The sequence below is a fragment of the Neobacillus paridis genome, assembly GCF_016765675.1.
Taxonomy (GTDB): Bacteria; Bacillota; Bacilli; order Bacillales; family Cytobacillaceae; genus Neobacillus; species Neobacillus paridis.
The window spans coordinates 37,378-62,389 of sequence record NZ_JAESWB010000025.1; the positions used below are offsets into that span (position 1 = coordinate 37,378).

Sequence of the window (25,012 nt, forward strand, 5' to 3'; positions counted from 1 at the left end):
CAAGAAAAAGGGAGGGAGAAAACTTGATAGATAAAATGTCAATTAAATGATCCTAAATATTGTAATAAGCCACTTACTACATGGGTAATAAGTGGCTTGTAAAATTAATCATACTATTTTTATTTCAATTTAATAATATAAGTTGATTCTAGTCCTTCTTCTTTATCAAAAATCATGAATTTCTGACTAGGTTTTGCACAGAATCTCCCTTGCATAGCAAAATCGTCAACTCCAATTAAAGAACTATTTACTATAACGGTAGTCGCACCGTATTCTTTTTCGTAGTTGTGGTGGACATGACCACCAATTATGTAATCAGGAACATATCCTAAAACTTGTGGAAGTCTAGTTACACATTGATCAACTCTATCATAGTTACCATGCACAAATACAATTTCATTATTAAAAATACTTGTAGTAATGTAACCATCTTGTTCAGTAATAATTTCGATATTTGAATGATTTCTTAATCTTGCTTCGAGGTACCAAGGAATAAGATATTCAAAATTTTCTTTCATTCCAACATCATGTTTATTAGCTTGAGTTCTGCCATGATTACCGACCACATTATAAAATTTAATCATTGGGAAGATTGAAGATAATTTATTTAAAATCTCTGATAAAGTTTCTGATACATATTTAATCTGTCCAATCACATCTTCATTTGCTTGCACTCTTGTAGATACATGAATTAATCCTCCAACTAAATCACCAAGATTAGCAATATGTAATGTACTGATATTGTTTAATGTGCCATATTCAATTATTTTATTTATTAATTTATTAATACGTTTATTAAATATATCTTTATTAAACACATTAATAGAATTATCAATATCCATTCCATAATGCCAATCAGAAAATAAAGCAAGACCTTCCTTGCCATCAAAATTTGAAATAGTTGGGCTATCAAAATATAATGGTTTTTTCTTTTCAATATGTAAAATTGCATTATATATATCATCTTTAATTGCTTCAAATCTAGCTTGATTTGATATCAATTTACGATATTCACGTTTCTGATCATTTTTGCGTATTTTTTCTTTTTCAGATTCAATTCTAACTTTTTCATATTTATCCAGTATTTCATCATCAAGATTTTTACTTATAATATAATCTTTCCAATATACATAAGCAGCATAATCTTTGCGCCATTTACTTTCAGAATAATTACTTCCATATTCAGCATTTAATAAATCAGCAATTTGATATGAATCAATTTCATACTCATCCTTATTAGAAAATAATCTAATTTGATAATCAAGAAAACTTTCTTCTTCTTTACGTTTTAGAATAGGATTATCTGACATACTTTCCCTCCTATTCTTCATCATTGAATACTACATCTTTAGCTTCTTCGAATGTAATATCCATTGATTTATCTTTAAACAAAGCAATTACATCTGAAAGATTATGTACAATTTCACCATCTTTTGTTATTTCAGTAATTGTATTATCATCTAATGAAATCTCTGCACACTTAAAATTTAAAGAATTATATAACTTAGCCATTCTTATTTCCTCCTTTTTCTCCTCAAAACAAAAACCCCAACAAATAAATGTGGGGTTAAATTTTCATATTAATTTAATTATTTATAAATCAGCAAACACCTTACTTGCTTCTGAACGGACATCTCTATCTAATACTATAATTCCAACCAATGGATTACCTTTTAATTTATCAATAGCAGTAACTAATCCATTATTGTATATAAATTTATCTTCACTTTGTTGATAATCTCCTGAAAAAGCAACACAAGCATTTTTACCTAAACGAGTTCCAATTGTTTTAATCAATTTTACGTCTAAATCTTCTGCTTCATCAACCAACATAAATGAATCATCTACAGTTATTCCCTTCATAAAAAACGGAATATTTTTTAATAATTTACCACTTTGAATCATTTTATCAGCTTCAAATTCTCCACCATCAAGATTTTGAATAACTGGTACAAAGAAATCATCTGTCTTATCTTCTTTTGTTCCTTTTAACCAACCAATACTTTCACCTGTACCAATTGGATTACGAACTACCATTAATTTAGCATAATTTCCTTTTTCATTAATATGATAAATTGCCATTTTAACAGCTAGAAATGTTTTACCACTACCGAAATTTCCTGCAATAATTTTTATTGGAATAGAAGTATCATTTAATAAATCTAGCGCACATTCCTGTAAATCATTTTCCGGTCTAATAAATTTCTTTGGTGGAATCTTTAATTTAATATGTTCTTTTCCGTTCCAACGATATTTATCAATTGTATTTTTTGTTAAATCTCTAATAATTAAATATTGATTTATGTATAAATTATAAATATTTTCATTTATATGTTCATAAAAATAAGCAATTTCACTATCAGATAGATCAACAAATTTATATCCTTTATAATCTAAATCATCATTATCTTTAGGACTAATAACTTCAATATTTAATCCTTTTGCTTTTAATTTTAATAGTAAATCATTCGTTATTAATGAATATGAATTATCAAGACAACTTTGAAGAATTTTATTATCTGTATAATCTTTATCTAAACTTTCATCAAAAGTAACTTGATAATCTTTTAAATCGAATATTAAATTATCTACATTTTCATTAATAAATCTAGTAGCTATTCTAGCGTTAAATGCTAATTCTTTATTATAACTTAGTTTATGTTTTTCAAGTTCACGCAACACTAAACCTGAAATTACTACATTATATTCTTTTATAACTTCTGGACTTTCTAGCAGTACATTTGTATCAATTAGATATAGTTTGTCCATAAAATACCTCACTTGGTAGTTTTTTTGTTTAATGTAAAATATTTATATAATTTTTATTAAAAATAAAATAGGAGAGACTCTAGCTTTTAAACTTGTACATTAACCTTAACCTCCTTTGTAGACTATTAAGGAAAAACTTTAACAATCATTAATATATCAATGTTTATAAACATTCATCACAATTCTTATATTTTTAAGGTGTTAATATATCAATAGTTTAACTTCCTTCCAATTGTCCACGTTTTTTCATTCTATACATTTTTTCCTTTTTTCTTTTATATTCTTTTCTTCTTCTATTAAAACAATTTTCACAATACTTACTTTGATTGTTAATAATTTTAATTCTTATTCCACAACACTCGCACTGTTTTGTTTCTTTTAGGTTTTCTCTCAAATTTGACAATAAAATATCTCCATAAACCCACCATAAAGTTTCCTTGAAACTGCTATTTTTTCGTCCATATAAATATTCAACTAAAATATCTACTATTCTACTTTCATCAAATTGCAATGAAGATAATTCTTCTCTTATAAATTTATATATGTATATTTTTTTATTTGTTGAATTATCATCTAATTTATTGCTAATCCATTTCTTATTTCTGTCTAATTCTTTATATTTTTGAATTATATTTTTATCAATCCTCTCAACATTTCCACTCATTAACATCCTGTAATTAAATTTACCAGCAATCTTTACGAAATTAATTCTTTTTTTAGGAATAATATCTTCCAAATTATTTACAACACTGTCATTTAATGGTTCAACATTTTCCTTTTTCTTATCCTTCGCATAAATAAAGAAATGTGGTGTTTTTGCTTTTATGTATTTTGAAATAATCTTATTCACATCATCTGGTCTAGTTGGCATGTATAAAGTTTTGGCATACTTTTCTACCCTAGCTTTCGCTATATTTAAAAGGGAATAGACCATATCATCAACTATTATATAGTTGGTCGGCACTTCGGAATAAGGAATTTCACCTTAAACCTACTCCTCTTCAGGATGGTCGTTGCACCTTTCTCTAACTAGAGACTTGGCACAGGATTGTCATATAATACACTTCAATTATTAATATTACTTCACATTTTTATAAGTTCTATTTTGTTTGATCAATGTAAATATTACATGTACTTATATCATTTTATAGATGCCACATGAATTTTCATGCTATTTTTTATTAATAAATTTAAATTATATAACATCCTATTAAGTTAATTTATTATTTATATAATATCTGAAGTGTATTACTTAGATTTTCCCTGTTAGCATGATTGTTAATGGTTATTTCCTACCACTCCTAAACGTCAATCATACACCCTAGATTTCTAGGTTCACCGACTGCACACTCATATATTACTATATGGGAGGACTAAGAATTTAATCAATAGTAAAATTGTTTTCCATGCAAAGCCATTTAATAACATCCAAATTTACATTATTTGAATTCCAGATTTTTGTAATATTATTACTTATCTCACCGATATTTGCCTTATAAGCAGAAATTAAACTATGATAAATATCTTCACTATTAACTTGTTCAGCAGGTGCTTTTGCCATTTCATAATATAAAGGAACAATACCTTTCATATTTCTTTCTGCAACACTAACTAGAACTTCATCTTGTATGACGAGTGACTTATCTCCATCATTCACATATCTCAAATTGAGAATGTAGACTATATCTTAACCATATCATTTCTGACTTAGGTTCTTGGCGCTTCCATCTAAGGAATTTCACCTTAAATGTACTCTACTCAGTTACTCTCTATAAATCCTTAATTGGACTTAAAGATACCCTTTCGATAGTCGTTGCACTTCTATAAAATTATCGCATGTTAAATTAATTATTTTCTAAATGTAAATCCTTTATATGAAACACTATGTTTAATACTTCTTCGTATTCCACATCTAATCACTTCTGGATCGCTGCTAAACCCATAGTTTTCATGTAGAAACACACAGCAATCACCTATGTAATCAAATTTTTCTATGAAATTTCCATCTTTATATAATTCGATAGGTTTAGCCATTCCATTTTGAACGCCTTTTCTTGATTGCTTTTCAATTGCTATTTCTGGATTATCATTATTAATAAATGTCATAGCCACTAACCGATGTACACCAACACACCTGTTATTACCAACATATACAACTAAATACCCATCTGAATTTTCATTTTGTCTTAATTCAATACCATTTTTATAAACCTTACATAAATTACTGATAATTAAATCAGTTTCAAGTATTGTTAAAGGTTTTAATTCTTCAATTATAGCTTCCATAAATTCACCTCCTTGCATATCGTGTTATATACTTATTAATTTATTTGCGATAATTTTATATTTAGCACAGGATTGGCATTTGCCTTCCCTGTTAGCTTGGTTATTAACAGTCATTTCCTACTGCTACTGAACGTTAACCAAACACCCTGCATATACAGGTTCACCAAGTTTTATATCCTCATATTTCTATAAGGTTTGACAATGTTACTTATCAAATTGGAGCATTTTGCTAATTGGATCATGAATACTTGTATAGATACCATGAGTTATAAACCATTTTGCTTTTTCTTCATCTAAAACGTTTGTACGAACACCATGTTCACGATAAAGATGTGGCGCTCTCAAACAGTCAACTTTTCCATTTTCAAAAATATCACAATAAACTTCTCCATTTTTTAACAATCCTATAGGTTGTTCAATTCCTAAAAATAATCTCTCACAAAAAGCATACAAATCTGGACATATGAATGTATACTTTCCTTTTACATTTAATTTTCCAGCACAAGCATCTTTAATTAACTTTTTCTTTTTATCTTTAATGACTTGTTTAGAATGCTCATCATTCAATAATTCAGGATATATACTTAATGCTTGTTGAAAGTAATTTTTCCTTTTGTTCGATTCAGTTGCCCCAAGCACACGCAACATTGTTTCTTTGTCACTACCAATTTGTAAAATATCATTAATTGTATCTTGACTAAGTTTAGTCAATTCTTTTTTAGTCATATCCGTTAATGTTTGGATCATTTGATAATTAATATTTGCATTAGCAGACACATCTTCCTCATTTAACTTAGCAGCTTGACAATTATGTTTAATGAATTTCTCTTTATAGTCTCCCCATGATGAATAATATTTCCACATTTTAAATTGTGATTTAGTAAAAATGATTTCAATTTTATCTTTTACAATATCCCATTCTTTACCGTAAATATCTGTAACTATATATGATTCATTTTCTTTAGCAAATTTATCAAAAGGGAATGGTACTAATAATCCTTTAATCCAAGGAAGTCTACACATAAAAGATTTCTTACTTTTTCTAGGAAGTATCATACCACACCCATCAGTATGCTCAATTGGAATATCCATTTCTTGTCTAGTAATTTCATAAGTTTCATGATCAATATAATCTACTAAACTATGTACATTTGTTTTTAAGTCATTTACAACAATACTCCTATGTATATTGAAATTTTTCCATTCATCCGTAGCACTATTATTTAATGCGAGGTATGCTTGAAATTTATTAATGTTTACTCCACCTTGATTATTAATATCATCAATAGATAGTCCACACATTAAAGTATCCCTATGTTTAAGCCATAATGATTCCTTTATGAATACTGATTTTTTAGTTCTAATTTGTCCAGCAGAACTGGTAAAGTATATGTATTTTTCACCATCATGTATAAATCCATTTTTTATTAAATCCTCAAGAATCTGAAAATAATACGTTTGTACTACCATGATATCTTTTGATAATGAATTCTGTTCAATTTTTAATACTCTTGTTAAAACTGAATCAAATAATGAAATGATATTGTTCTTCTTGAGTGAATCTAGTCTAAGATTTCTAATTTCATCATTACTTTTAATATTAATTATTAATTTATTTTTTAATGACTTGATGCGTTCATTTATATATTTTTTATTTTTACTGTAATCACCATCAAGTTTCTTCAAATGATCTCTATATTTATAGGCACGTAAAAGTTTCTTGTGTATTTTCTGTTCATCCTCATTATAAAATGCAGATGTATCTACAGAATAAATATATACTTGTCGATTAAGATTAATTGTCAAATTAAACATTCCTCCACTTTTAAAATAAATTTTAAGTTTATAATTATAAGTTAATTATTATGATTTATAATATCTAAATAATTAATAGACCAATCATACTCAATATTATATATAAGTATTTTTATAATTAAATTAACAGTAAATTTCATATTAAAATTGATGTTTATTTTTCTTATGTAAATTCTTCATTCTTTCTGCTGCTTTTTCACGTTGTTCTTCAGATATTTTCCTTTTTTCTCCTTTACGGAAACTAACTTGATTAAATTTCATTTTAAATTTAATATTTAAAGGTGATTCTCTACCTTCTTCATATTCAGCATCTATATTTTCAATACCTAGTAATTTAACAATCTTCGTAATGTGAGGAGAATAGCAACTATATCCAATCCATTCATTATCTTCTGCACTATATACTAATGTAGTTTCTTGTTCCTCTTTACTATATCCCATAATAGTCTCTCCCTTTATATTTATATATTTTTATTTACCGAACCATTCATTACGCATTTTATGTAAAACTGATTTGTAAATATGGTTATTTCTTAATTTACCATTCCATTTATAATCTTCATATAAAATTTGTTCTTCTTCAGTTGCAGTATCTGAAATAATCACGTATTCAAGAAAACTAGCAACCTCCTCCATAGAAAATTTTTTCTTATTCATTTATTTCACCACCTTTCTATTATATCAGTAGTTACATTAATTATATCAATTTATTTATCATTAGTCAATAAAAATTCTATAAATATAGTAAAATATATAAGTGTCGAGTATGATTTTAATTATAAATACGAAAATAGACACGATAGTGAAGATGTCGATTAAAATAAGAAAAAGTGCTTGAAACGTTGGTATAATTGAGTTTGTTAATTATTTGTTTATTTGATAAAAGTTAATATTAGTGAAATATCGTTAAAGTATTGTGTGACAAGGTATTGAGTTGATTTTGTAGTTAAATGGGGAAGATATATGGAAATAGTGAATGATGTAAAAACGTTGATATATTAGGATTTGTATCGTGTACTGACGATATGATTTACGATAGATATTTGATATAAATAGTTGTATTGATGGTCATATTGATATTTTTATTTTAAGTGTGGAAATGGATGTGCTATGTCCAACCAACGAACATACGTTCATACAAAAAATGTAAAATATCCCCCCATATATTGCTATCAATTGCCTATATAATATTTGTTACACCGTACACACCGCATAATACGATCAACATTACCAACGCTGCAATTCATCAATAAATAAAATGTAAAATTTTTGAAAATAATCATAAATGAGCGATTTTTTAAATGTTTAATATAATTAAACTTTTTTGTCGCTAATAACATGGCTGGAATATTTTAACACTTCAAACTAAACATAATATAAACAATAAGAATAGCATAATACACTAACACTAACACTAACACTAACAATATCATAATACACAACAATAATATAAATATATGAACACACTATCAACTAAACATAATCCATACTAAATAAACTAAACATGCACATAATCAATACTATCAAAAAAAGTGTCTGCCATTGTACCCATAACCCATATACGCAAAAATAAATAAATGAATATAATCAATATAACTAGACTATCATATTGCGCAGTAGTATAATTATAAGTGTGGAAACCAATAAATATTTTAAGGAGTTGTTACAAAATATGTCAATTAGGGTTATGAAGCAAACAAAAAAATCCAAGCTATGGAAGGAACTAGTCAATCTAATTTACAAAGGTAGGGAACTAACATTTATTGATGGTATCTGGTCAGTAAACGTTAAAGATAACGAATACTTCATTAATTACTTAAAATTGATAGCCAGTTATAATTACATTGAGGAAATAAATGAATATGAACACTATTTAAATAATAAATTAATGGAACGTATGAGCATAAATGAAATACGAAAAGAAATAAATATAATTGAACAAATAATCAATAAGTATGAAAAAATGAATCCATGGCAAAGAAAAGTATTAGCAATATCAAACAGGATCAATCACTGTCATGACTTGATCAACAAATATGAGACAAAACTACTAGGAATAAAAGAAATAGATAAACGACAATTGTACATTGATGTAATAAAGCAATGCAAAGAAACAATAAAAAAATTTGAAAATATTTTAGTCCAAGAATCCGCTAATGTAGTAAACTAAAGATAGTTAAATAAATATTGATTTTTGGAGGTTATACATTATGAATCTTTTACAAATTAATCAAGCGTTAAAAATTGGTGAAAGGCTCGGTAATATCATGGAATATATACAATATCTACATGATGGCAGTTACTTGCATAGACATAGAGACTCTATGGACGTCTACTACAACGCTCTAAAAGATGCAGTTGAAATAGTTAAATACATGAAAGACAGTCCGTTAGGGATGCAATTGATACCAGACCATGTAAACCTAGAAGAAATATGGAGTAAAGCGGATCAAGTGAGGGTATCTAAATGAATTGGCAAAATGAATTAGACGAGAAACAATCAGAGCTGGCAGAAATTCAAGCGAAAATTAAGGAATTGAAGCAAATGGAAAAGGAGTTAAAATCAGAAATAAAAGGAATAGAAAACATGATCATACTAGAAAAAAGCTGGAATAAGGCAGTGTAAAAGCTGCTTTATTCCTACAAAAAAATATATTAAAAGGAGTTAATCAAATGTTAAAAATAAATATTGAAAAAATAATAGCATCTCTAATTATTATAATTTGCCTTGTATTTGTTACTCTAATAATCTTTACCAAATGGAATACTACGAACCAACCAGTAAATCCCACAACAGCTCATACTAAAGCTATAGAAACATACGAATATATAATAACCAAAATTGATCCAAGCGGTTATTATGGTAAAAGTACAAATAATGATACAGGTATATATTTTGTCAATGCAAATATACCAAAAGGGACAATAATACAAACTGGAGACAAAATAAGAGTATCTTTTCCAAAAGGAGAATGGGACGTTATTACAAATATTGAAAAAATAAATCAATAAAAGGAGTTAATCAAAATGAAAAAACGTACAAAATTAGAAATGAAATGGATGAAGGAAGATGTCTCAGAATGGCTTGAAAAAACAAATAATGATCCACATGTAGCATGGGACGAATATTGTAAACACTTAATACTGAATAACCATCTTAGAAGCCATTATATAAAAGGTAAGGAGGATTTTATAGAAGTATCAAAGGAATTTGATGCAGAAATGAAACGGCAACAGGAAATTAAAGAACAAAAGGAAATATCTAAACAAAATAAACAAATAATTATCAATTTTATCATGAATCTAAATTTTGAAGAAATGAAAGCAATCTGGAACGAATATAAGAATAATGTCAGTCAATCCGATAAGCTGGTAATACAAGAAATTTATCTTATGAAATATGATAATTGCTTTGAAGAAAAATATATTGATCAACAAACAATAAACGTATTTACTCCGATATATAAGCAATCTTTACAACCTGCCTAAATGGTAGGTTTTTATTTTGCTTATGATCCAGCCCATATAATATCAATTTTAAGCCTATTTCACCTTTATAAAATCCTCACTTTAACTTAGGGTATTAGACTATTCGGAACCTGTAAACACTAAAAATGGGCAATTATGAGCGTTTGAAAATAATTTAAATTAATTATATAAACATAAAAAATAGTTGTTGTATTTTAGTGATCTGTGTTATATAATTTAATTAAAGATAAGTTAATAAGGAGCGGATAAAAATGTATAAAATTAAATGCCAAAATTGCAAAGGTCACGGAGTTTTACAACAATTCGCACACGTCGAAAATGGAATTTGTTTTACTTGTAGCGGTTCAGGAATACAAGAGGTTGATAAAGAAACTTACGAAAATTATCAAAAACGGATTGAGCGAGATAAGCAAGGTAAATATATCCTTTTCAATAATGGCAATGTAGAATATTACAACTCCGAAAAACAAATTGAAAAATTATATGGAAACTTCTTTTGCGGTTCATATGGTGAGTATGATTGTAGTGTATCATACAAAGATAAAAATATTGCTTATGGAAAATCAGATGAGAATGACAAAGAATTTATAAATGAAGCTAAAAAAATATATAAACAGCGACAAAATGAAAAAATAATTGAACAAATTGTAATTTTCAAAGAAATGCTAAAAGGTAAAACTGATCAAGAATTAGTTCAAATAATAAATAATAAAATAAAAGAACTTGAAGGCAGACTCTAAAATGTTTGTTTTTTTCTTTTGTTAGGGGGAACAATTTAAAAATTATCTTTTTATGGGAATTGGGACCATAATAATTTTGTCGAAAAGTTAAATAAAAATAATCAAATAAATCTTTACGCATAATCAAAAATAGGTTATAATTTAATTAAAGTTAAATAAATTCAATATAAAGGAGTATTAAAAATGATCAACTATAAAACACTTTGTCAATGTTTAGCAGATAGCGAAAGATGTTTAAGAAAGGGTAACTACGGATCAAATAATAATCTTAAAAACATCCTAAAAGGAAGATCAGAGCAATTGGAATATATGAAAAATAATTATCCAAACAAATATGATAATTACATCAAAACATTAGATGAAAGATTAAGTAAACCATATGACTTTAAAGAAATAGTTAAGAGTATACCAGCCCAATAAAAAGGGCTGGTTGTTTAATATGTCCAAAATACGTCCAAAAATAGGAAATAGAATTAAATTTGATCTATGGTTTGATACTCAATTTTTTAATAAAGCTTTTTTATCTGCTTATGCCGAAAAATATAACCTAAATTAAGAACCTTAAATAAGGCTCTTTTTCTTTATAATTACAAGTATGTGAAAAATAATCATTCTTTGTAACATACTTGTAATTATAAATATATAAATATTAGTTGATATTAATTAATATTGGTGATATACTATGTATAAAGATAGCAAATACATATTTTCCAAGGAGGAAATTAAAATGAACATGAATCAAATTATTAACGAATTAGAAGAAAACGGATATACATTTACGAATAATGGCAATGAAGCAATTTATATATTTCCAAATGGTCTAATGATTGACGGGATGTTTGATTATGGTAATCGTTCCGAGGATCACAGAATGATTGAATGCCTAATGGAATCAGATAGATATGATAATAATTTTTGGGACGATGTACACGATCAATTAAAAGTAGTTAGATTAGTACCAGAAACAAAATTCGCTTTAATTTCTAAAGGTCAAGAATTAACAAAAGAACAATTAACACTCATTGAAAAATGGGGATATGATATAGAAGAGTATTAAATATATAACAGCGTTATAACAAGGGAACATTTTAAAAAAAGTGTTTCCTTAAATAAAAATAAATAAATATGCCTGAAATATCTAAGTATAAATGATATAATATCTATAAAGAGTTAAACAAATAAACAATTACCAAGGAGGGAATAACAATGGGAAACAGAGCAATTTTAAAGGCAAAAGGTAACAATAACAAAGGTGTGTATCTTCACTGGAACGGTGGAAGAGATAGTGTGGAAGCATTTTTAAAATATTGTGAATTAAGGGGATTCCGAGAATTTAATGATGATTATGGGATGGCTAGATTTTGCCAAGTGGTAAGCAACTTTTTCGGTGGTGATGGTTTAAGTATTGGTATAACAGACTGCACAGAATCACGGGGAGATAACGGAGTTTATATCATAGATGGATGGGAAATTGTAGGAAGGGAAGATTTTGACGGAAGGGAACAACGTTCATATGATTTACAAGAAATGCTAATTGAAATTGATAAGGCGCAACCAGTAAAACAACAATTAGGAAAATACTTAGAATCTAAAGAAGTTCCAGTTAAAACATTGAAAATCAATGATGAAGTACTTTTAATGGATCACACTGGAGTAGTAAATACTTATACAGTGGTAGGATTCGGTGAAGATAAATATGTAAATGGAACAAAAGTTTTAGGAATGCCATTTGTAAATAAATATTCAAATAATCAAGGTAGCTATGCAGAAAACATTAATAATTATATTCGGGAAGATTATGTAAGGAAAATAAGCTAAGTTAATTCCTTTCAATGGGTTCTATGATCAATCTAAATACTTATAAATTAACATAACAGATTGATTGTAGAATCACTGAAACGAATTAACTAATAACAGCCTTATAACAGGCTAATGGGAGGGAAATATAATGAATAAATATGAATTAGTAAAAGTATCCCAAGGAATCATTAGTGAAATTGGATTACTGAACAGAGTACAGGAAGAAAGTAGAGAATTAATTTTAAATTATCTCGGAAAATTCGGAAGTGAAATTGATGAATTGATTAATAAATTCTACATTATAAATACAAAAATTGCAGATAACGGCGGATCACCAGTGCTAAAACATATAATTAGTAAATTATATGAAAGTGATACACTAACAATTGAATTTGCTGAAAACACAACTTGCCTTATGCTAAAAGATCAAAATAGCAACTTACTTGATCATCAATTCATTAACAAATATCATTTTGAAGATTTAGTAAATGAAAAAGGATTGCCTCACATTGTAAACGAATATGCAAAGAAACATAATATTGATAAATTTGTATGGGGTGGTGTAGTCTAATGATAACAATTAAATACACATACATTGACGGGTACACTATGAAAAATTACTTTCTCGGACAATATATCAACATTGGACATATAACAGATAACATGCAACAATGCATAAAAGTTGAACAGATTTAAACAAATATAACAGGCATTTCACAATAACAGTGGACTGCCTGACCAAACAAATTTATAATAAAATTAGGAAAATATAGGAGGTAACAGAAATGAAAGAGCAGTTATTTTTATTATTAAAAGAAAACGGCAAGAAAATAAATTATGAGTTGGTAGACGTTGAATTCAACAACATTTCAATATTTATAACAGATGGTTTCGGAGTAGACGAAGAAAATTTATTGATCGGTCAAGAAGGTAAAAAATTCTACAACGTATATGAAGCATATGACTTTTTAAACAATAACAATTTATTGGAGGTTATCTGAAATGAAATTCGAAATTAATGGTTATAAATATGATCCTCAATTCAATTTTGAAATTAAAGGGTACATCAAATTTATAAAAGATGTAATTCAAAACATCGACAAATCTTTCATTCTTGATGTAAACAATCCTAACCTGCTCGGCTCTATTACTACTGACTATCATGAGCGTGAATTGTATCCAGTAGAGAAATTAATTCTCGATAACAGTGATAAAATATATATTTTTGATAAAATGGAAGACATAGCGATCAAAGACATCGAATGGACAAAAAAACGTAACAAAGATTATGGCTATCAAGTATATGTGAAATACACATTTAAGCCAGAAATTATTGAAAAAGTTAGAATAGAACTTCTGGAAATATTAGAATTACTCGAACAGAAATTGAATGAATTTACTAAAGCTGAGAAAGTAGAAAAAGAAGAAAAAGCAGTACGAAAATCACAATATCGACTAGGAAAAATATACCGTGAACAGTACCCAAGAGGTGGGGAAGAAGGAAGGGACGGTTATATAGACGCTGAAATCATCAATAACAGCAGCGGTGAAAGTATTCGCTTTGTAATGCGTGATGTGTTCGATTTTGGTTGTTATAATTACCCTAAAAGAGTAGAGGGAACTAAAGAAGTATTTGAACGAAATAACTGGACTGATGAAGAAAAGAAAATTTCTGAATGGCTAAATGAGTTTAGTCAATTTAACGGATATGTGAGAATGTAAAAATCTATATAACAGGCAACATTTATAATTGCTGTATTCCTGCGTGTTGCCTGATTATAATTATAGAGGAGGAAATAAAAATGGATGCTATTTTCAGATTTAATGTTGATCGTAGAAATGATAACGGAATAGGTGTAAATGCTACTTTAAGCTTACTTGGGGAAGTAAAGATGGATAATACCTTGATCCAAGGACACCCTTTATAGCACTACTATTTCAATCCCTCATAGGTAAGGTTTGGGCGTCTATAAGACGGATGACGGCACCCTTGATAGCACTACTATTTCAATCCCTCATAGGTAAGGTTTGGGCGTCTATAAGACGGATGACGGCACCCTTGATAGCCTAACTATTTCAAGTCCTGACTAGGTAAGATCGATGCCATCTTTATGACAGTATATAACATAATTTAAATATTTGCAATTATAAAATTGGAGGTAATTTTATATGTTGAACAAAAAAGAATTGGTAGAAAGATTATCTGAATTGTATGAGAAGTCAAAAGGCCAAAAAGGTTTATATTATTATTTCACGTATGATAGACGTAGCGGTGAAGTAAGTGATATTCTCACAAGAGGTGATTCAAATATTTACAATGACTATAAACAAATTTTTGGGTTGTTTGGCGGTCATAAGCTCACTGAATCAAAACAAGAATTTATTGACGAAGCTCTAAATGATTTATATTTTGATTTAATGTGAAGAATTGGAGGAATTTCACAATATCTGGGTAATCTTCTATAACAGATTGCCTAGATATTACATGCACAAAAATAAACGGCTCTTTTAATAGCTAAATAAATTAATATATAAGTGAAAGAGGAGAGTAAGAATGAAAATTAATTTACAAAAGAAGCCAATTAGAAGGGTGGCAACTATAAATATTATTCCTGTATGTGGTCAATTGAGAAAATCAAGCGTAAACCTTTCAAAATGATGCATTCAGTATTAAAATTTCTTGAATTAAATTTTCCATAAATATGGTATAATCTATATAACAGTGAACGTAAAAAGGAGTGGGAGCAATGGAAGAATTTTTAAAACAAATACTGGATGAATTGAAAAATGTCAATAACAAACTTGAAAATATTGAATCGGCTATAACAAAACTTAAAGCCGACAACAAACAATTAAAAGGTGCGATGTTTGAAACGCTTGACACGGTAAAAAGTATTGAATCTAAACAGGATGAGCAAGAAAAAATTATAAAAGAATTAACGTATGATTCGTATAAAATGAAAACAGAAATATCACGGATCAAATAAATCATATAACAGGCTCGGTGAAATATTGTTGATTCTTTTTGCATAAACTAAAATATATTACATAAGATATTAAAGAAGAGTTTTATCAATTCTTCCACGCTGGTGATGGGAATTATCTCCTCTCGTTACCTTTTTAATCCTCAAATTTAATTTGGGGATTTTTTATGTCTTAAAAGTGGTATTTTATTTAAAAAAATAATTAAATTAATTTGGACAGAAGATAATTAATTTAATATAATTATAATATATAGGTATTTGTAGGAGGTGAAATTTGTTAAATTACGTATAACAGCATTAGAAACTTACAATAAAGTATTTAAGTAATTAGTTTATTATCTTAGAGGAGATGTTTATTTATTATGAAAAATAATAAAAAATTACTCATTCAAATTCCCAATGAAATCATAAAAAATAAAGTTTTCATGATGGATTCAAATACATTCGCTACATATACATATCTTAAATATTTATATTTCCGAAATTACAATAATGAAGAAATTGAATTATTACATAGAGACTTTAAAAACACTTTGAATATTTCTGATAACAGAACAATGAAAAAATGTCTATTAAACTTATATAAACAAGGGATAATTCTAGATTATATTGATTCATTTCCAAAAAGAAAACCAATTAAATTAACATTTGTTCCAGAACCATTTGAAACTCAATCATTTACACAATTGCCTGCAACTATATTGTACAAGATTAATAACATAGGTTGTATTGGTTTACGAATTTTATTTTACTATGAATCTTTTATAAATAGAAATGATAGAAGTGAGTTACAATTTGCTTTTCCATCTATTGAAACAACAGCAATGGAATTAAATATTAATAAAGAAACAGTTATTCAATATAACAAGATACTCCAAGAAAATAAATTATTAAAAATAACTAAATATGAAATTGAATGGGATGGAGTATATAACCATTTAGATAAACCATTATTTATTAAGTATAATAATCATTATGATGTAATATTAAAAAATATGTAAATAACACATAAAAGATAAATAAATAGCACATAAAAAATAAATATATATATATGTAAAATGAAAAGGAATTTTTAAACGGCTTCAGACGTTTAAATACTGGGTATTATATGGTTATTTAATATTAATATATTTATTATTACATACGGTTCTATGCAGGATAATTCCGAATCGAATCTTGCATTTAACTTTTTCTATCTTGCATATAACCATATTAGGAAGAAAATGTAATTATTTGTGTATTATATAGGCAATTAAATTTGATTATTAGTAATCATAACAGATATAAATTAAAATTTGAGTTTTAAATAAATTTACATTTATATAATTATCATTTATAATCTAATTAAGGTAAAGAATTACATAAACCGAAAGGGGAATATAAAAATGATTAAATTATCTGAATCAGTCACTTATGTATACGAATCCATCGAGGAAATGGAGAAACACCAGAAGGAAATGAACATGAAAGAATGGGCTTCCAATGATACTTATCTGAATTATGAAGGAAACACAGTAATTGAATATGTGAAAGGGTGGTAAACGAAAAGTAATTTGAAAATTTCCTTATTTATATGTTGATTTATATTGATTTAATTATCATTAAATGGTAGAATTTATATAACAAGTAATAACAGGAGGTAAATCTAATGGCAGGGAACCAGTTAGAAAGTCAAAGTAAATTAATGTTCTATCCTACGGATGTATTCGAGATTTATAGAATGCTGGGGATCATTGGACGTTTATCAATTGCAGATGAACATAGACAGAATTTAAAGCAGTATCTCGGAGAAGATAAATACAGAGAAATTATAACTTATGCAATTGATAATAATTTATCACATGCTAACGTATTTTATGATTATTTGCTAAATAAACAAGACTATGAATCAATTAATAAGTATTTTAAATTATATTTAACTTATCATGAAAACTATTTGACAATTTGTGATTTATTTGCAGGGGAAGGAACTTGTCTTGAATTATTTAAAACGGCAATTCCAAGCGAATATAAATCAGATATTCACCTAATTGCAAATGAACTTGAACCAAATAGATATAATCAAATAAAACAAAAGGGAATCATTGATGAATATTACAATTTTGCATTTGTAATGAGTTAAATTGCCAGTTGAGTGAGATTGTTGAGGTTGAGCTCGACAATCGGTCATAAGTACTACTAACAAAATTTATAAAGCAGAGGAAATGAGTTATGGCTGATTCTATATTATATAATGAAGACTGTATACGTTCTATGAAGCGTCTCGCTAATGGTTCTATAGACCTTATATTAACTGATCCACCATATAATTTAGGTAACTTCATGAAAGGCAGAGATACAAATCTAAAAAAGATGCGTGACAACTTTTTTGTGGCTGCCGGTTGGGATAATCTAAGTTTTGAGGATTGGGAAAAATCAATGGATAGCTTTTTCGAAGAATCCGTTCGGGTTCTTAAAAATGGCGGTGCCATGATTGTATTCATGGCTATTATTAAGGTAGAGAGCCTTATTAAAATTGCAGAGCGACATGGTCTATATTACAAGACTACTGGTATTTGGCATAAATTAAATCCTATGCCACGTAATATGAATCTACATTTTGTTAATTCGACGGAAGCGTGGGTTTATTTTACATATAAGAAGAAAACAGGCACATTTAATAATGATGGCAAAGTGCTACATGACTTTATTGAAACAGGCGTTGCAGCAAACGGTGAGCGCAAGTTTGGTAAACATCCAACACAAAAACCTGTGCAATTGATGGAGTTCTTTGTTAAAGTGCTGACCAATGAAGGAGAGACCGTTCTTGATCCCTTTATGGGTAGCGGTAGTGCCGGTGTGGCTGCAAAATTAAATAATAGGAATTTCATAGGTGTAGAAATAAATGAGGATTATTTTCAAATCGCTACACGCCGTATTCAAGAGGTGAAAGAATGAAGCCAACAGTGATTGATTTGTTTGCGGGCGTTGGTGGTCTTTCGCTTGGGTTTGAAATGGCTGGTTTTAATATTGTGCTCGCAAATGAATATGACGAATCTATAGCTAAAGCATATGAATTAAATCATCCAAATACAAAAATGATTGTTGAGGATATTACAAATTTACCCATTGAAAAAAACATTTCATGAGTATCGTAGAAAGGTAGATGTTATTATTGGAGTCCCTCCCTGTCAGGGGTTTTCACAGAAAGGACAAAGAAAAACCATCAACGACGAAAGGAACTTTTTATTTAAGTACTTTGTAGCTGTTGTTGATTTTGTACGTCCACGATATTTTGTAATGGAAAATGTACCGAATCTTTTAACTGCGGAGAATGGTTACTTTAAGGAAGAAATTATAGATTTATTTGAGGGTTTAGGATATACATTGTCAACAGACACACTCAATGCCGCCGACTATGGTGTTCCTCAAAATAGAAGAAGAGCTGTAATTATTGGTAAACAAGGAGAATCTGCAATTGCAATGCCAAGACCACTTGATTACAAGGTTACAATATGGGATGCAATTAGTGATCTAGCATATTTAAATTCAGGTGAAGGTGTAGAATGGGATTCATATAGGTACCCTCCTCAAAGTGAATATCAACGTATGATGCGAGAAGGTAGCGATAATCTATATAATCATAAAGCGACAAAACATTCAGAGCTGGCAATTGAGAGATTAAAGATGATACCCCCAAATAGAGGGAAAGAGGTATTACCTAAAGAACATTTAACTAAATCAATCTATAGTGGAACCTGGACTAGGATGGTCAAAGATGAGATATCTGTAACTATTACAACTAGATTTGATACTCCTTCTTCTGGTAAGTTCACTCATCCATTTTTACATCGAGCAATAACCGTGCGAGAGGCTGCAAGGATTCAGTCGTTTCCTGATACGTTTCATTTTATAGGTACAAAAAGTTCACAGATGAAGCAAGTTGGAAATGCTGTTCCACCATTGCTTGCCAAAGCTATTGCAACGGTTGTTATGAATGATATAACAGGAGGATAAAAAATGTTAAGACCAGACAATAGGGTTAAATATCCAGAAGTAGATTTAAAACTAGGAATTAAATCTTCTTTACCAAGTGTAAAGGCAACTTTGGGATTATTAATGATGTTTTGGAGGGCATCAAACAATCCAGATGAACTTGCATACTCGAAAGAAGCAGGTAATTCAATAGAAGTTTCAGATGAGTTAAGAACTAAATTGATTGAAAAGTATCATCCTATTTATTCGTCTATTGGAATTTCCGATGAACAATTTCTTGAACGTGTGAATAATAACCAGTTGTTCAAATCACAGCTAGAATCATTGATTGTAGCATTTGAATTAATTTGGCGTGTTGCAAAAATTAAGTTTGACAACAATATGCCAGCATCATCTGAGAGAACTGGCGGTAAAAGATATCCGAAAACGCTCCTGTTCACAAAAAATATGGATATTCTTGATACAGTGCTATCCTCAGACGATGAACAGTATTCAAAAGTTCTCTTATCATAGTTAGGGTTAAATATTCCTATTGAATCTACATTTGAAGCCGCTTTGTTGCATTTGCTTGTTTATATATCTGAGGAAGCGGTGTACAAACTAACTGATGGGGATCAAGATATCATCTTTAATATGAACAGTGTATATATGAAATTGCTGGAAGAAGAAGATTCTGCAGTTGATATTAACGATAGAAAAGAAGCAAAGGGTTCACTTCGTATATTAAAATCTGCACTATCGGATAAATTAAATCCATTTTTAACATATAGCAATGCTAATGGAGTTGCAATTAAAGATGGATTAGAAGATAAGTTGAGAGCATATCAAAAGCGTGTCGATGCTTTTCTAAGCTTATCAAATACTAGATATGTTTTAACCCCTGAAGTTAGTGAAACAGAGAATATGTATCTTCGGGAAGGCTCAAGCGAATATACATATGAAACATCTAGGGTTGCTGGAGGGAGAAATATACTGCTTTATGGCGTTCCAGGTTCTGGTAAGAGTTGGACTATCGAACATGAGTATTGCAAGAAGGACAGTAATGTAGAACGATTGGTATTCCACCCTGATTATACATACTCTGATTTTATTGGTCAGATTTTACCAGATGTATCGGAAGATGGACAAGTAAGCTATAAGTTTACACCTGGCCCCTTCACTACTATTTTACATGATGCATATGTTAATCCTCAGAAAGAATACATTCTAATAATTGAAGAGATTAACCGTGGAAATGCACCAGCAATTTTTGGAGAAGTGTTCCAACTACTTGATAGAAAAGTAGAAATTAAAGATGATGATGACGAGTTTCCTATTGGTACAAGTGAATATGGAATTACTAATAAAAATATAGCTCTTGAGGTTTATGGGGATGCCAAAAAAGCCATTCCGCAAGGATGATGAATCCGAAGATGCAACGGATCATAACACATTATGAACGAGAAATTGATGTCTTGAAACAGTAAATAATTAAAAGTAATTATATAAATAATATATAATAAATAGTTGTAATTTCTTCCATGATGGTATATACTTTACTTAAATGAATAGGTTACAACTATTTATATATTATAATGATGTTATTATAATGAAAGTATTAATTAATATTGTATTGTGGAGGGGTTTAGTAAAATGTATAAATTTATCTATTTATCAGGTAAAGAATTAGAATGGAGTCACAATGATCTGGATGAATTAATCAGGATAGCAAATAAAAATCATAATGTATATCAAATTGTACGTACTAATAGAAATCAAGACTTGGTATGGGAGAGGGAATCTGAATAATGTTTCATTTTATTTTATGATAAAATGCAACTTTGATCAAGATGTTATGATTGGATTTTTTTAATAAGTAAATGAAAGTATATTAATATTAAATAAAATGGAGTTGAGTTAAATGGGTTATATTGCTACGTTTATAATAATTAGTAGCCTTGTTTGTACTGTTGGATTTACATTTAAATGTATGGGAATAACAAGTGAAAAAATTGATCGATTCGTTAATGATAATTAAATTAATACAATAAAATAAAAAAATAACGGATGTGATGATTATGGAATCTACAGTCCATGAAACGTTGAATCATATTGTAAAGATGATTAATGAAATATTAAATTCAGGCAGAAAATTGGATGAATACGAGTTAGAAGTATTGATTGAAACAAAAAAATCAGTATTGAAGTTATTGAATAATAGGGATAGGTGATTAACAATGACGAAACAGTATCAATTCATTGAACCTGAAGAAACAAAAAAGGAAATGGTTAATGTATTAGTAAAAGGCTTAGAAAGAGCATTAACAGATCAAGAAATAAGAATAATTTATTGGTTGTCAGAATGTGAATATCAAACAAGAGGAGTTATTTTAGATTTATTTAAAGAATTATCTGAAAAGAAATGGTAAAATTGGTAATTTAACTGAGGTGGTGATTTTTTTGATTACTTATTATGTAGGATATTGAACTTTCAGAGTGAAAAATAGATTAACAGAATTTTATAGTACCACTTATATTCTTGAAACTTCAAGGTGAAGAATTGACAGAAATTATGCAGTAAATAAATTTTAGGAGAAAATGAATAATGAAAGTTAAAGATGCTAAAACATACGAGGATTGGAAGGCGAAACAAAAAGATGATTATAGTTTAGCTTGTTTTAGATACGCTGAAAAATGGGCTGATTTGATGGAATCGGAAATTGATAGTGGTGCAAAAGTTAAAGATATAGCAGATAGAACATCTCATGAAGCAGATACAGAAGGTATTACTGGATTTATGTATGGGGCTTCTGTAAGTATCCTTTCTCAATGTTGGTTGCATGGTGAAGAATTAAGAAAATGGCATAACAAAGAGTATGAGTACGAAGGTGACGGAGTAGTTAATCCTGCTGTTTTAACTGTAAAAACAAACAAATAATTGGAGGCATGAGTAATGGACTTTAAAAAATTAGAACACGACTTATTAACGGAGAAATATACGAAAGTTTATCACGAAAAGGATTTTAAATTTAATGCACCGCACACATTCGATGTAGTAGCTGATAAAGACAGATTAGATGGGAAAGGTCAACTTCCTGTTGCAATTCAAAGAATCCATTTTCAAGAGGGTGCAATCAAAGAGCATGGTGTTAATGGCGTTATGAACGAGGATTTAATTGCTATGATTATCTGTCGATTAGAACATTTTAACCAATCCGAGTTTCGTTGCAGAGAGAATTCAATGGCAATAACCAAGTTAGAAGAGGCGTTACTATGGCTTAGAAAGCGCACTATGGGTAGGGAAAAACGAGGTGTAGAAGGTACTCACACTAAATAAATCACACTGAAAGTTCACTAATCACCTCGAAAGTTGTACAATAGTTTTATATCTTAATAGACAACTTTCGAGGTGAAAAGGACAATGTTAAACTTACCAGAATTTGAAGTATTACTAAAAGAACAAAACGAACACTTTTATCGCTTTACTGTAGAAAAAATTGAACCACCATTTATTTGTACTAACTGTGGTGAAATCAAATCAGAATATACCAATCCAGATGTAGAGTTTAAAAGGCATCAAGTTAAGGAACGCACCGTATCAGATATATCCATGCATGGTAAGGCTGTAAGGATTGTGATACGCCATAGACGGTGGAAATGCCCTTTCTGTGACGGTACATTCTATGAGCTTCTGGATAGTGTAGACCGTAATGATAAGGTCACTAAGCGTCTTAAAGAGCATATGAAGAAGTTAGCCCTAAAGAAGCCATTTACTAATATTGCTGACGAATACGGTATCTCTCATACATCAGTTAGACGGTACTTTGAAGAGTATGTAGAGGATATGGAACGTGACCGTTATCTTGTAGCACCAAGAGTCTTGGGGATAGATGAAGCCCATCTTAATAAGACAATGCGTGGAGTGTTCACTGACACCGAGAACTTCAAGCTATTGGAAATTACAAAGGACAATACCAAACGCACTGTTAAAGAGACAATCCAACGTATGGAAGGCTATAAGAACATTGAAGTAGCAACCATTGATATGTATTCAGGCTACAAATACGCTATCCAAGAACTGATACCTGACTGCTTTATTGTTACGGATAAGTTCCATGTAGTCCAATATGCAATCAGAGCATTAGATGCGATTCGTATTCAAGTTAAGAAGTCTCTTCCAAAGAAAGACCAACGCTTACTAACTTACGATAGATGGGTTCTCTTGAAGAATAAAGAGGACTTAGAGTTCAAAGAGATATTGAAGCGTAACGAGTGGTTTGAACAGTTCCCACAGCTAAAAAAGGCTTACTGGCTAAAGGAAGGAATCAGAGACATTTACAGAGAGTCTAAAAACAAACAGGAAGCCTTAGAACGCTTTGATAAGTGGGAAAAGGATATACCTACTGACATGAAAGAGTTTAAAGAAATTCGCAAGACATTTAACAACAACAAAACAGAGATTTTCAACTACTTTGATAAACCTTACACCAACGCTTATACAGAGAGTGTTAATAACATTATTAAAGCGGTTGAAAAGGAAGGAAAGGGGTACTCATTTGACGTGTTAAGAGCAAAGGTTTTATACGGAACAGAAGCAACAATCAAGAAACCAAAGTACACAGAAGATATGCAATTTAAGAAGTTCGATAAACTTTGGGGCGGTCGCTTTGATACAATGCAACCTATCACTCTCTATGCAGATGAACCTAATGATTTGAACTGTGGAGTAGACTTAACCACACTTAGTAAGATTTTGGAAGAGGGTAGATTCTAATGAATTTACCTTCCAATTTCACCATGAAAGTTAAATACCCATTATGTATGTCCGAAATGTGAGTCATGGTCAGATTATACGATGATTCCTACAGGAAAAATATATGGCAATTATAGTGAACATCATTTGAATGAAGAATGCAAATGTAAAAAGTGTGGATGGATTGGTACGTTCGCAGATATGGTAAAAGTGAACAGTTATTCACAATCATATGATCAAATTAAAAACAGTAATACCAAAACAAGGGGAAATTAATTCATACATAAATGAGCCAGTGTTGGATAGAGTTACTTATAATGCTTTTGATTCTAAAGCAATTGGGATAATCACTGATGCTATTGAAGTAGATAATGGATTAATGGGGAAGTTTCTGCAATATCTTTATTGATTTCTGAATAAAG

The 25,012-nt window shown here is 29.1% G+C and carries 36 protein-coding genes and 1 pseudogene; 28 read left to right on the forward strand and 9 right to left on the reverse strand.

The annotated features are described in order from the left end of the window. Nucleotides 1-119: 119 nt before the first annotated feature. From JK635_RS01925 to JK635_RS01965, 9 genes and pseudogenes are all read right to left on the reverse strand, one after another. Complete coding sequence (locus tag JK635_RS01925) at nucleotides 120-1,310, reverse strand: metallophosphoesterase family protein (protein WP_202651907.1); 1,191 nt, start codon at nucleotides 1,308-1,310, stop codon at nucleotides 120-122. Between the two features lie 10 nt (nucleotides 1,311-1,320). Beyond that, on the reverse strand, nucleotides 1,321-1,512 hold the full coding sequence (locus JK635_RS01930; RefSeq protein WP_202651909.1) for a YonK family protein: 192 nt from the start codon (nucleotides 1,510-1,512) through the stop codon (nucleotides 1,321-1,323). An 81-nt stretch (nucleotides 1,513-1,593) separates the two neighbouring features. Then, nucleotides 1,594-2,769, reverse strand: a complete 1,176-nt coding sequence (locus JK635_RS01935; protein ID WP_202651911.1) for a PhoH family protein — start codon at nucleotides 2,767-2,769, stop codon at nucleotides 1,594-1,596. Between the two features lie 217 nt (nucleotides 2,770-2,986). Further along, nucleotides 2,987-3,703: a hypothetical protein gene (locus JK635_RS01940; protein WP_235887839.1), complete on the reverse strand. Its 717-nt coding sequence runs from the start codon at nucleotides 3,701-3,703 to the stop codon at nucleotides 2,987-2,989. 450 nt (nucleotides 3,704-4,153) lie between these two features. Beyond that, a pseudogene (locus JK635_RS01945) lies at nucleotides 4,154-4,435 on the reverse strand (hypothetical protein); the annotation flags it as partial. 182 nt (nucleotides 4,436-4,617) lie between these two features. Beyond that, nucleotides 4,618-5,055, reverse strand: a complete 438-nt coding sequence (locus JK635_RS01950) for a hypothetical protein (RefSeq protein ID WP_202651915.1) — start codon at nucleotides 5,053-5,055, stop codon at nucleotides 4,618-4,620. Nucleotides 5,056-5,259: 204 nt separating this feature from the next. Continuing rightward, a complete protein-coding gene (locus JK635_RS01955) occupies nucleotides 5,260-6,861 on the reverse strand; it encodes a hypothetical protein (protein WP_202651917.1) in 1,602 nt (533 codons plus the stop codon). Between the two features lie 150 nt (nucleotides 6,862-7,011). After that, nucleotides 7,012-7,311, reverse strand: coding sequence for a hypothetical protein (locus JK635_RS01960; protein ID WP_202651918.1), 300 nt, complete (start codon nucleotides 7,309-7,311; stop codon nucleotides 7,012-7,014). Nucleotides 7,312-7,341: 30 nt separating this feature from the next. Then, nucleotides 7,342-7,527, reverse strand: coding sequence for a hypothetical protein (locus JK635_RS01965; RefSeq protein ID WP_202651920.1), 186 nt, complete (start codon nucleotides 7,525-7,527; stop codon nucleotides 7,342-7,344). A 1,015-nt stretch (nucleotides 7,528-8,542) separates the two neighbouring features. Here JK635_RS01965 and JK635_RS01970 point away from each other — a divergent pair. The 28 genes from JK635_RS01970 (at nucleotide 8,543) to JK635_RS02095 (ending at nucleotide 24,611) form a co-directional block, all read left to right on the forward strand. After that, entirely contained in the window at nucleotides 8,543-9,040 is a 498-nt protein-coding gene (locus tag JK635_RS01970) for a hypothetical protein (RefSeq protein WP_202651922.1), read from the forward strand. A gap of 40 nt (nucleotides 9,041-9,080) precedes the next feature. Further along, on the forward strand, nucleotides 9,081-9,341 hold the full coding sequence (locus tag JK635_RS01975; RefSeq protein WP_202651924.1) for a hypothetical protein: 261 nt from the start codon (nucleotides 9,081-9,083) through the stop codon (nucleotides 9,339-9,341). Continuing rightward, nucleotides 9,338-9,496 (forward strand): hypothetical protein, encoded by a 159-nt coding sequence (locus JK635_RS01980; RefSeq protein ID WP_202651926.1) that lies wholly within the window; start codon nucleotides 9,338-9,340, stop codon nucleotides 9,494-9,496. The genes JK635_RS01975 and JK635_RS01980 overlap by 4 nt, the downstream gene beginning before the upstream one ends. Before the next feature lie 47 nt (nucleotides 9,497-9,543). Next, a complete protein-coding gene (locus tag JK635_RS01985) occupies nucleotides 9,544-9,882 on the forward strand; it encodes a hypothetical protein (RefSeq protein ID WP_202651928.1) in 339 nt (112 codons plus the stop codon). A 15-nt stretch (nucleotides 9,883-9,897) separates the two neighbouring features. Further along, entirely contained in the window at nucleotides 9,898-10,359 is a 462-nt protein-coding gene (locus JK635_RS01990) for a hypothetical protein (protein ID WP_202651930.1), read from the forward strand. 251 nt (nucleotides 10,360-10,610) lie between these two features. Further along, a complete protein-coding gene (locus JK635_RS01995; RefSeq protein ID WP_202651932.1) occupies nucleotides 10,611-11,099 on the forward strand; it encodes a hypothetical protein in 489 nt (162 codons plus the stop codon). A 183-nt stretch (nucleotides 11,100-11,282) separates the two neighbouring features. After that, on the forward strand, nucleotides 11,283-11,519 hold the full coding sequence (locus JK635_RS02000; RefSeq protein WP_202651934.1) for a hypothetical protein: 237 nt from the start codon (nucleotides 11,283-11,285) through the stop codon (nucleotides 11,517-11,519). A gap of 307 nt (nucleotides 11,520-11,826) precedes the next feature. Further along, entirely contained in the window at nucleotides 11,827-12,156 is a 330-nt protein-coding gene (locus tag JK635_RS02005; RefSeq protein WP_202651936.1) for a hypothetical protein, read from the forward strand. 149 nt (nucleotides 12,157-12,305) lie between these two features. Next, nucleotides 12,306-12,917 carry a hypothetical protein gene (locus tag JK635_RS02010; RefSeq protein ID WP_202651938.1) on the forward strand — a complete coding sequence of 204 codons (612 nt, stop codon included), beginning with the start codon at nucleotides 12,306-12,308 and terminating at the stop codon, nucleotides 12,915-12,917. Between the two features lie 130 nt (nucleotides 12,918-13,047). Beyond that, nucleotides 13,048-13,470: a hypothetical protein gene (locus JK635_RS02015; protein WP_202651940.1), complete on the forward strand. Its 423-nt coding sequence runs from the start codon at nucleotides 13,048-13,050 to the stop codon at nucleotides 13,468-13,470. 214 nt (nucleotides 13,471-13,684) lie between these two features. Further along, on the forward strand, nucleotides 13,685-13,900 hold the full coding sequence (locus tag JK635_RS02020; protein ID WP_202651942.1) for a hypothetical protein: 216 nt from the start codon (nucleotides 13,685-13,687) through the stop codon (nucleotides 13,898-13,900). Between the two features lies 1 nt (nucleotide 13,901). Further along, a complete protein-coding gene (locus JK635_RS02025) occupies nucleotides 13,902-14,621 on the forward strand; it encodes a hypothetical protein (RefSeq protein WP_202651944.1) in 720 nt (239 codons plus the stop codon). An 80-nt stretch (nucleotides 14,622-14,701) separates the two neighbouring features. Continuing rightward, complete coding sequence (locus tag JK635_RS24590) at nucleotides 14,702-14,827, forward strand: hypothetical protein (protein WP_306792893.1); 126 nt, start codon at nucleotides 14,702-14,704, stop codon at nucleotides 14,825-14,827. Nucleotides 14,828-15,068: 241 nt separating this feature from the next. After that, on the forward strand, nucleotides 15,069-15,323 hold the full coding sequence (locus JK635_RS02030) for a hypothetical protein (protein WP_202651945.1): 255 nt from the start codon (nucleotides 15,069-15,071) through the stop codon (nucleotides 15,321-15,323). A gap of 323 nt (nucleotides 15,324-15,646) precedes the next feature. Further along, nucleotides 15,647-15,886: a hypothetical protein gene (locus JK635_RS02035; protein WP_202651947.1), complete on the forward strand. Its 240-nt coding sequence runs from the start codon at nucleotides 15,647-15,649 to the stop codon at nucleotides 15,884-15,886. Nucleotides 15,887-16,245: 359 nt separating this feature from the next. Beyond that, the gene (locus tag JK635_RS02040) at nucleotides 16,246-16,884 is read left to right on the forward strand and encodes a hypothetical protein (RefSeq protein WP_202651949.1); all 639 of its coding nucleotides are present in this window, start codon (nucleotides 16,246-16,248) and stop codon (nucleotides 16,882-16,884) included. A 384-nt stretch (nucleotides 16,885-17,268) separates the two neighbouring features. After that, the gene (locus tag JK635_RS02045) at nucleotides 17,269-17,424 is read left to right on the forward strand and encodes a hypothetical protein (protein WP_202651951.1); all 156 of its coding nucleotides are present in this window, start codon (nucleotides 17,269-17,271) and stop codon (nucleotides 17,422-17,424) included. A gap of 107 nt (nucleotides 17,425-17,531) precedes the next feature. Beyond that, nucleotides 17,532-18,005: a hypothetical protein gene (locus JK635_RS02050; RefSeq protein WP_202651953.1), complete on the forward strand. Its 474-nt coding sequence runs from the start codon at nucleotides 17,532-17,534 to the stop codon at nucleotides 18,003-18,005. Nucleotides 18,006-18,094: 89 nt separating this feature from the next. Then, entirely contained in the window at nucleotides 18,095-18,820 is a 726-nt protein-coding gene (locus JK635_RS02055) for a DNA-methyltransferase (RefSeq protein WP_202651954.1), read from the forward strand. Further along, nucleotides 18,817-19,011: a DNA cytosine methyltransferase gene (locus JK635_RS24595; RefSeq protein WP_306792894.1), complete on the forward strand. Its 195-nt coding sequence runs from the start codon at nucleotides 18,817-18,819 to the stop codon at nucleotides 19,009-19,011. Before JK635_RS02055 ends, JK635_RS24595 begins: the two co-directional genes overlap by 4 nt. Further along, on the forward strand, nucleotides 18,992-19,879 hold the full coding sequence (locus JK635_RS02060; protein ID WP_306792895.1) for a DNA cytosine methyltransferase: 888 nt from the start codon (nucleotides 18,992-18,994) through the stop codon (nucleotides 19,877-19,879). Before JK635_RS24595 ends, JK635_RS02060 begins: the two co-directional genes overlap by 20 nt. 3 nt (nucleotides 19,880-19,882) lie before the next feature. Beyond that, nucleotides 19,883-20,371, forward strand: coding sequence for a hypothetical protein (locus JK635_RS02065; RefSeq protein ID WP_202651956.1), 489 nt, complete (start codon nucleotides 19,883-19,885; stop codon nucleotides 20,369-20,371). 45 nt (nucleotides 20,372-20,416) lie between these two features. Next, nucleotides 20,417-21,259 (forward strand): AAA family ATPase, encoded by an 843-nt coding sequence (locus tag JK635_RS02070; protein WP_235887840.1) that lies wholly within the window; start codon nucleotides 20,417-20,419, stop codon nucleotides 21,257-21,259. A 231-nt stretch (nucleotides 21,260-21,490) separates the two neighbouring features. Beyond that, nucleotides 21,491-21,646: a hypothetical protein gene (locus JK635_RS02075; protein WP_202651960.1), complete on the forward strand. Its 156-nt coding sequence runs from the start codon at nucleotides 21,491-21,493 to the stop codon at nucleotides 21,644-21,646. Nucleotides 21,647-22,074: 428 nt separating this feature from the next. Then, nucleotides 22,075-22,266 (forward strand): hypothetical protein, encoded by a 192-nt coding sequence (locus tag JK635_RS02080; RefSeq protein ID WP_202651962.1) that lies wholly within the window; start codon nucleotides 22,075-22,077, stop codon nucleotides 22,264-22,266. 176 nt (nucleotides 22,267-22,442) lie between these two features. Continuing rightward, the gene (locus tag JK635_RS02085) at nucleotides 22,443-22,775 is read left to right on the forward strand and encodes a hypothetical protein (protein ID WP_202651964.1); all 333 of its coding nucleotides are present in this window, start codon (nucleotides 22,443-22,445) and stop codon (nucleotides 22,773-22,775) included. Between the two features lie 15 nt (nucleotides 22,776-22,790). Next, on the forward strand, nucleotides 22,791-23,174 hold the full coding sequence (locus JK635_RS02090; protein ID WP_202651965.1) for an Acb2/Tad1 domain-containing protein: 384 nt from the start codon (nucleotides 22,791-22,793) through the stop codon (nucleotides 23,172-23,174). A gap of 84 nt (nucleotides 23,175-23,258) precedes the next feature. After that, nucleotides 23,259-24,611: an ISL3 family transposase gene (locus JK635_RS02095; RefSeq protein ID WP_202651967.1), complete on the forward strand. Its 1,353-nt coding sequence runs from the start codon at nucleotides 23,259-23,261 to the stop codon at nucleotides 24,609-24,611. Nucleotides 24,612-25,012 lie beyond the last annotated feature (401 nt).

Bases quoted from the DNA above. Each gene is read 5' to 3' on its own strand.
- JK635_RS01925 (WP_202651907.1), bottom strand. From the start codon at position 1,310: ATGTCAGATAATCCTATTCTAAAACGTAAAGAAGAAGAAAGTTTTCTT.
- JK635_RS01930 (WP_202651909.1), bottom strand. From the start codon at position 1,512: ATGGCTAAGTTATATAATTCTTTAAATTTTAAGTGTGCAGAGATTTCA.
- JK635_RS01935 (WP_202651911.1), bottom strand. From the start codon at position 2,769: ATGGACAAACTATATCTAATTGATACAAATGTACTGCTAGAAAGTCCA.
- JK635_RS01940 (WP_235887839.1), bottom strand. From the start codon at position 3,703: ATGGTCTATTCCCTTTTAAATATAGCGAAAGCTAGGGTAGAAAAGTAT.
- JK635_RS01950 (WP_202651915.1), bottom strand. From the start codon at position 5,055: ATGGAAGCTATAATTGAAGAATTAAAACCTTTAACAATACTTGAAACT.
- JK635_RS01960 (WP_202651918.1), bottom strand. From the start codon at position 7,311: ATGGGATATAGTAAAGAGGAACAAGAAACTACATTAGTATATAGTGCA.
- JK635_RS01965 (WP_202651920.1), bottom strand. From the start codon at position 7,527: ATGAATAAGAAAAAATTTTCTATGGAGGAGGTTGCTAGTTTTCTTGAA.
- JK635_RS01970 (WP_202651922.1), top strand. From the start codon at position 8,543: ATGTCAATTAGGGTTATGAAGCAAACAAAAAAATCCAAGCTATGGAAG.
- JK635_RS01975 (WP_202651924.1), top strand. From the start codon at position 9,081: ATGAATCTTTTACAAATTAATCAAGCGTTAAAAATTGGTGAAAGGCTC.
- JK635_RS01980 (WP_202651926.1), top strand. From the start codon at position 9,338: ATGAATTGGCAAAATGAATTAGACGAGAAACAATCAGAGCTGGCAGAA.
- JK635_RS01985 (WP_202651928.1), top strand. From the start codon at position 9,544: ATGTTAAAAATAAATATTGAAAAAATAATAGCATCTCTAATTATTATA.
- JK635_RS01990 (WP_202651930.1), top strand. From the start codon at position 9,898: ATGAAAAAACGTACAAAATTAGAAATGAAATGGATGAAGGAAGATGTC.
- JK635_RS01995 (WP_202651932.1), top strand. From the start codon at position 10,611: ATGTATAAAATTAAATGCCAAAATTGCAAAGGTCACGGAGTTTTACAA.
- JK635_RS02000 (WP_202651934.1), top strand. From the start codon at position 11,283: ATGATCAACTATAAAACACTTTGTCAATGTTTAGCAGATAGCGAAAGA.
- JK635_RS02005 (WP_202651936.1), top strand. From the start codon at position 11,827: ATGAACATGAATCAAATTATTAACGAATTAGAAGAAAACGGATATACA.
- JK635_RS02010 (WP_202651938.1), top strand. From the start codon at position 12,306: ATGGGAAACAGAGCAATTTTAAAGGCAAAAGGTAACAATAACAAAGGT.
- JK635_RS02015 (WP_202651940.1), top strand. From the start codon at position 13,048: ATGAATAAATATGAATTAGTAAAAGTATCCCAAGGAATCATTAGTGAA.
- JK635_RS02020 (WP_202651942.1), top strand. From the start codon at position 13,685: ATGAAAGAGCAGTTATTTTTATTATTAAAAGAAAACGGCAAGAAAATA.
- JK635_RS02025 (WP_202651944.1), top strand. From the start codon at position 13,902: ATGAAATTCGAAATTAATGGTTATAAATATGATCCTCAATTCAATTTT.
- JK635_RS24590 (WP_306792893.1), top strand. From the start codon at position 14,702: ATGGATGCTATTTTCAGATTTAATGTTGATCGTAGAAATGATAACGGA.
- JK635_RS02030 (WP_202651945.1), top strand. From the start codon at position 15,069: ATGTTGAACAAAAAAGAATTGGTAGAAAGATTATCTGAATTGTATGAG.
- JK635_RS02035 (WP_202651947.1), top strand. From the start codon at position 15,647: ATGGAAGAATTTTTAAAACAAATACTGGATGAATTGAAAAATGTCAAT.
- JK635_RS02040 (WP_202651949.1), top strand. From the start codon at position 16,246: ATGAAAAATAATAAAAAATTACTCATTCAAATTCCCAATGAAATCATA.
- JK635_RS02045 (WP_202651951.1), top strand. From the start codon at position 17,269: ATGATTAAATTATCTGAATCAGTCACTTATGTATACGAATCCATCGAG.
- JK635_RS02050 (WP_202651953.1), top strand. From the start codon at position 17,532: ATGGCAGGGAACCAGTTAGAAAGTCAAAGTAAATTAATGTTCTATCCT.
- JK635_RS02055 (WP_202651954.1), top strand. From the start codon at position 18,095: ATGGCTGATTCTATATTATATAATGAAGACTGTATACGTTCTATGAAG.
- JK635_RS24595 (WP_306792894.1), top strand. From the start codon at position 18,817: ATGAAGCCAACAGTGATTGATTTGTTTGCGGGCGTTGGTGGTCTTTCG.
- JK635_RS02065 (WP_202651956.1), top strand. From the start codon at position 19,883: ATGTTAAGACCAGACAATAGGGTTAAATATCCAGAAGTAGATTTAAAA.
- JK635_RS02075 (WP_202651960.1), top strand. From the start codon at position 21,491: ATGTATAAATTTATCTATTTATCAGGTAAAGAATTAGAATGGAGTCAC.
- JK635_RS02080 (WP_202651962.1), top strand. From the start codon at position 22,075: ATGACGAAACAGTATCAATTCATTGAACCTGAAGAAACAAAAAAGGAA.
- JK635_RS02085 (WP_202651964.1), top strand. From the start codon at position 22,443: ATGAAAGTTAAAGATGCTAAAACATACGAGGATTGGAAGGCGAAACAA.
- JK635_RS02090 (WP_202651965.1), top strand. From the start codon at position 22,791: ATGGACTTTAAAAAATTAGAACACGACTTATTAACGGAGAAATATACG.
- JK635_RS02095 (WP_202651967.1), top strand. From the start codon at position 23,259: ATGTTAAACTTACCAGAATTTGAAGTATTACTAAAAGAACAAAACGAA.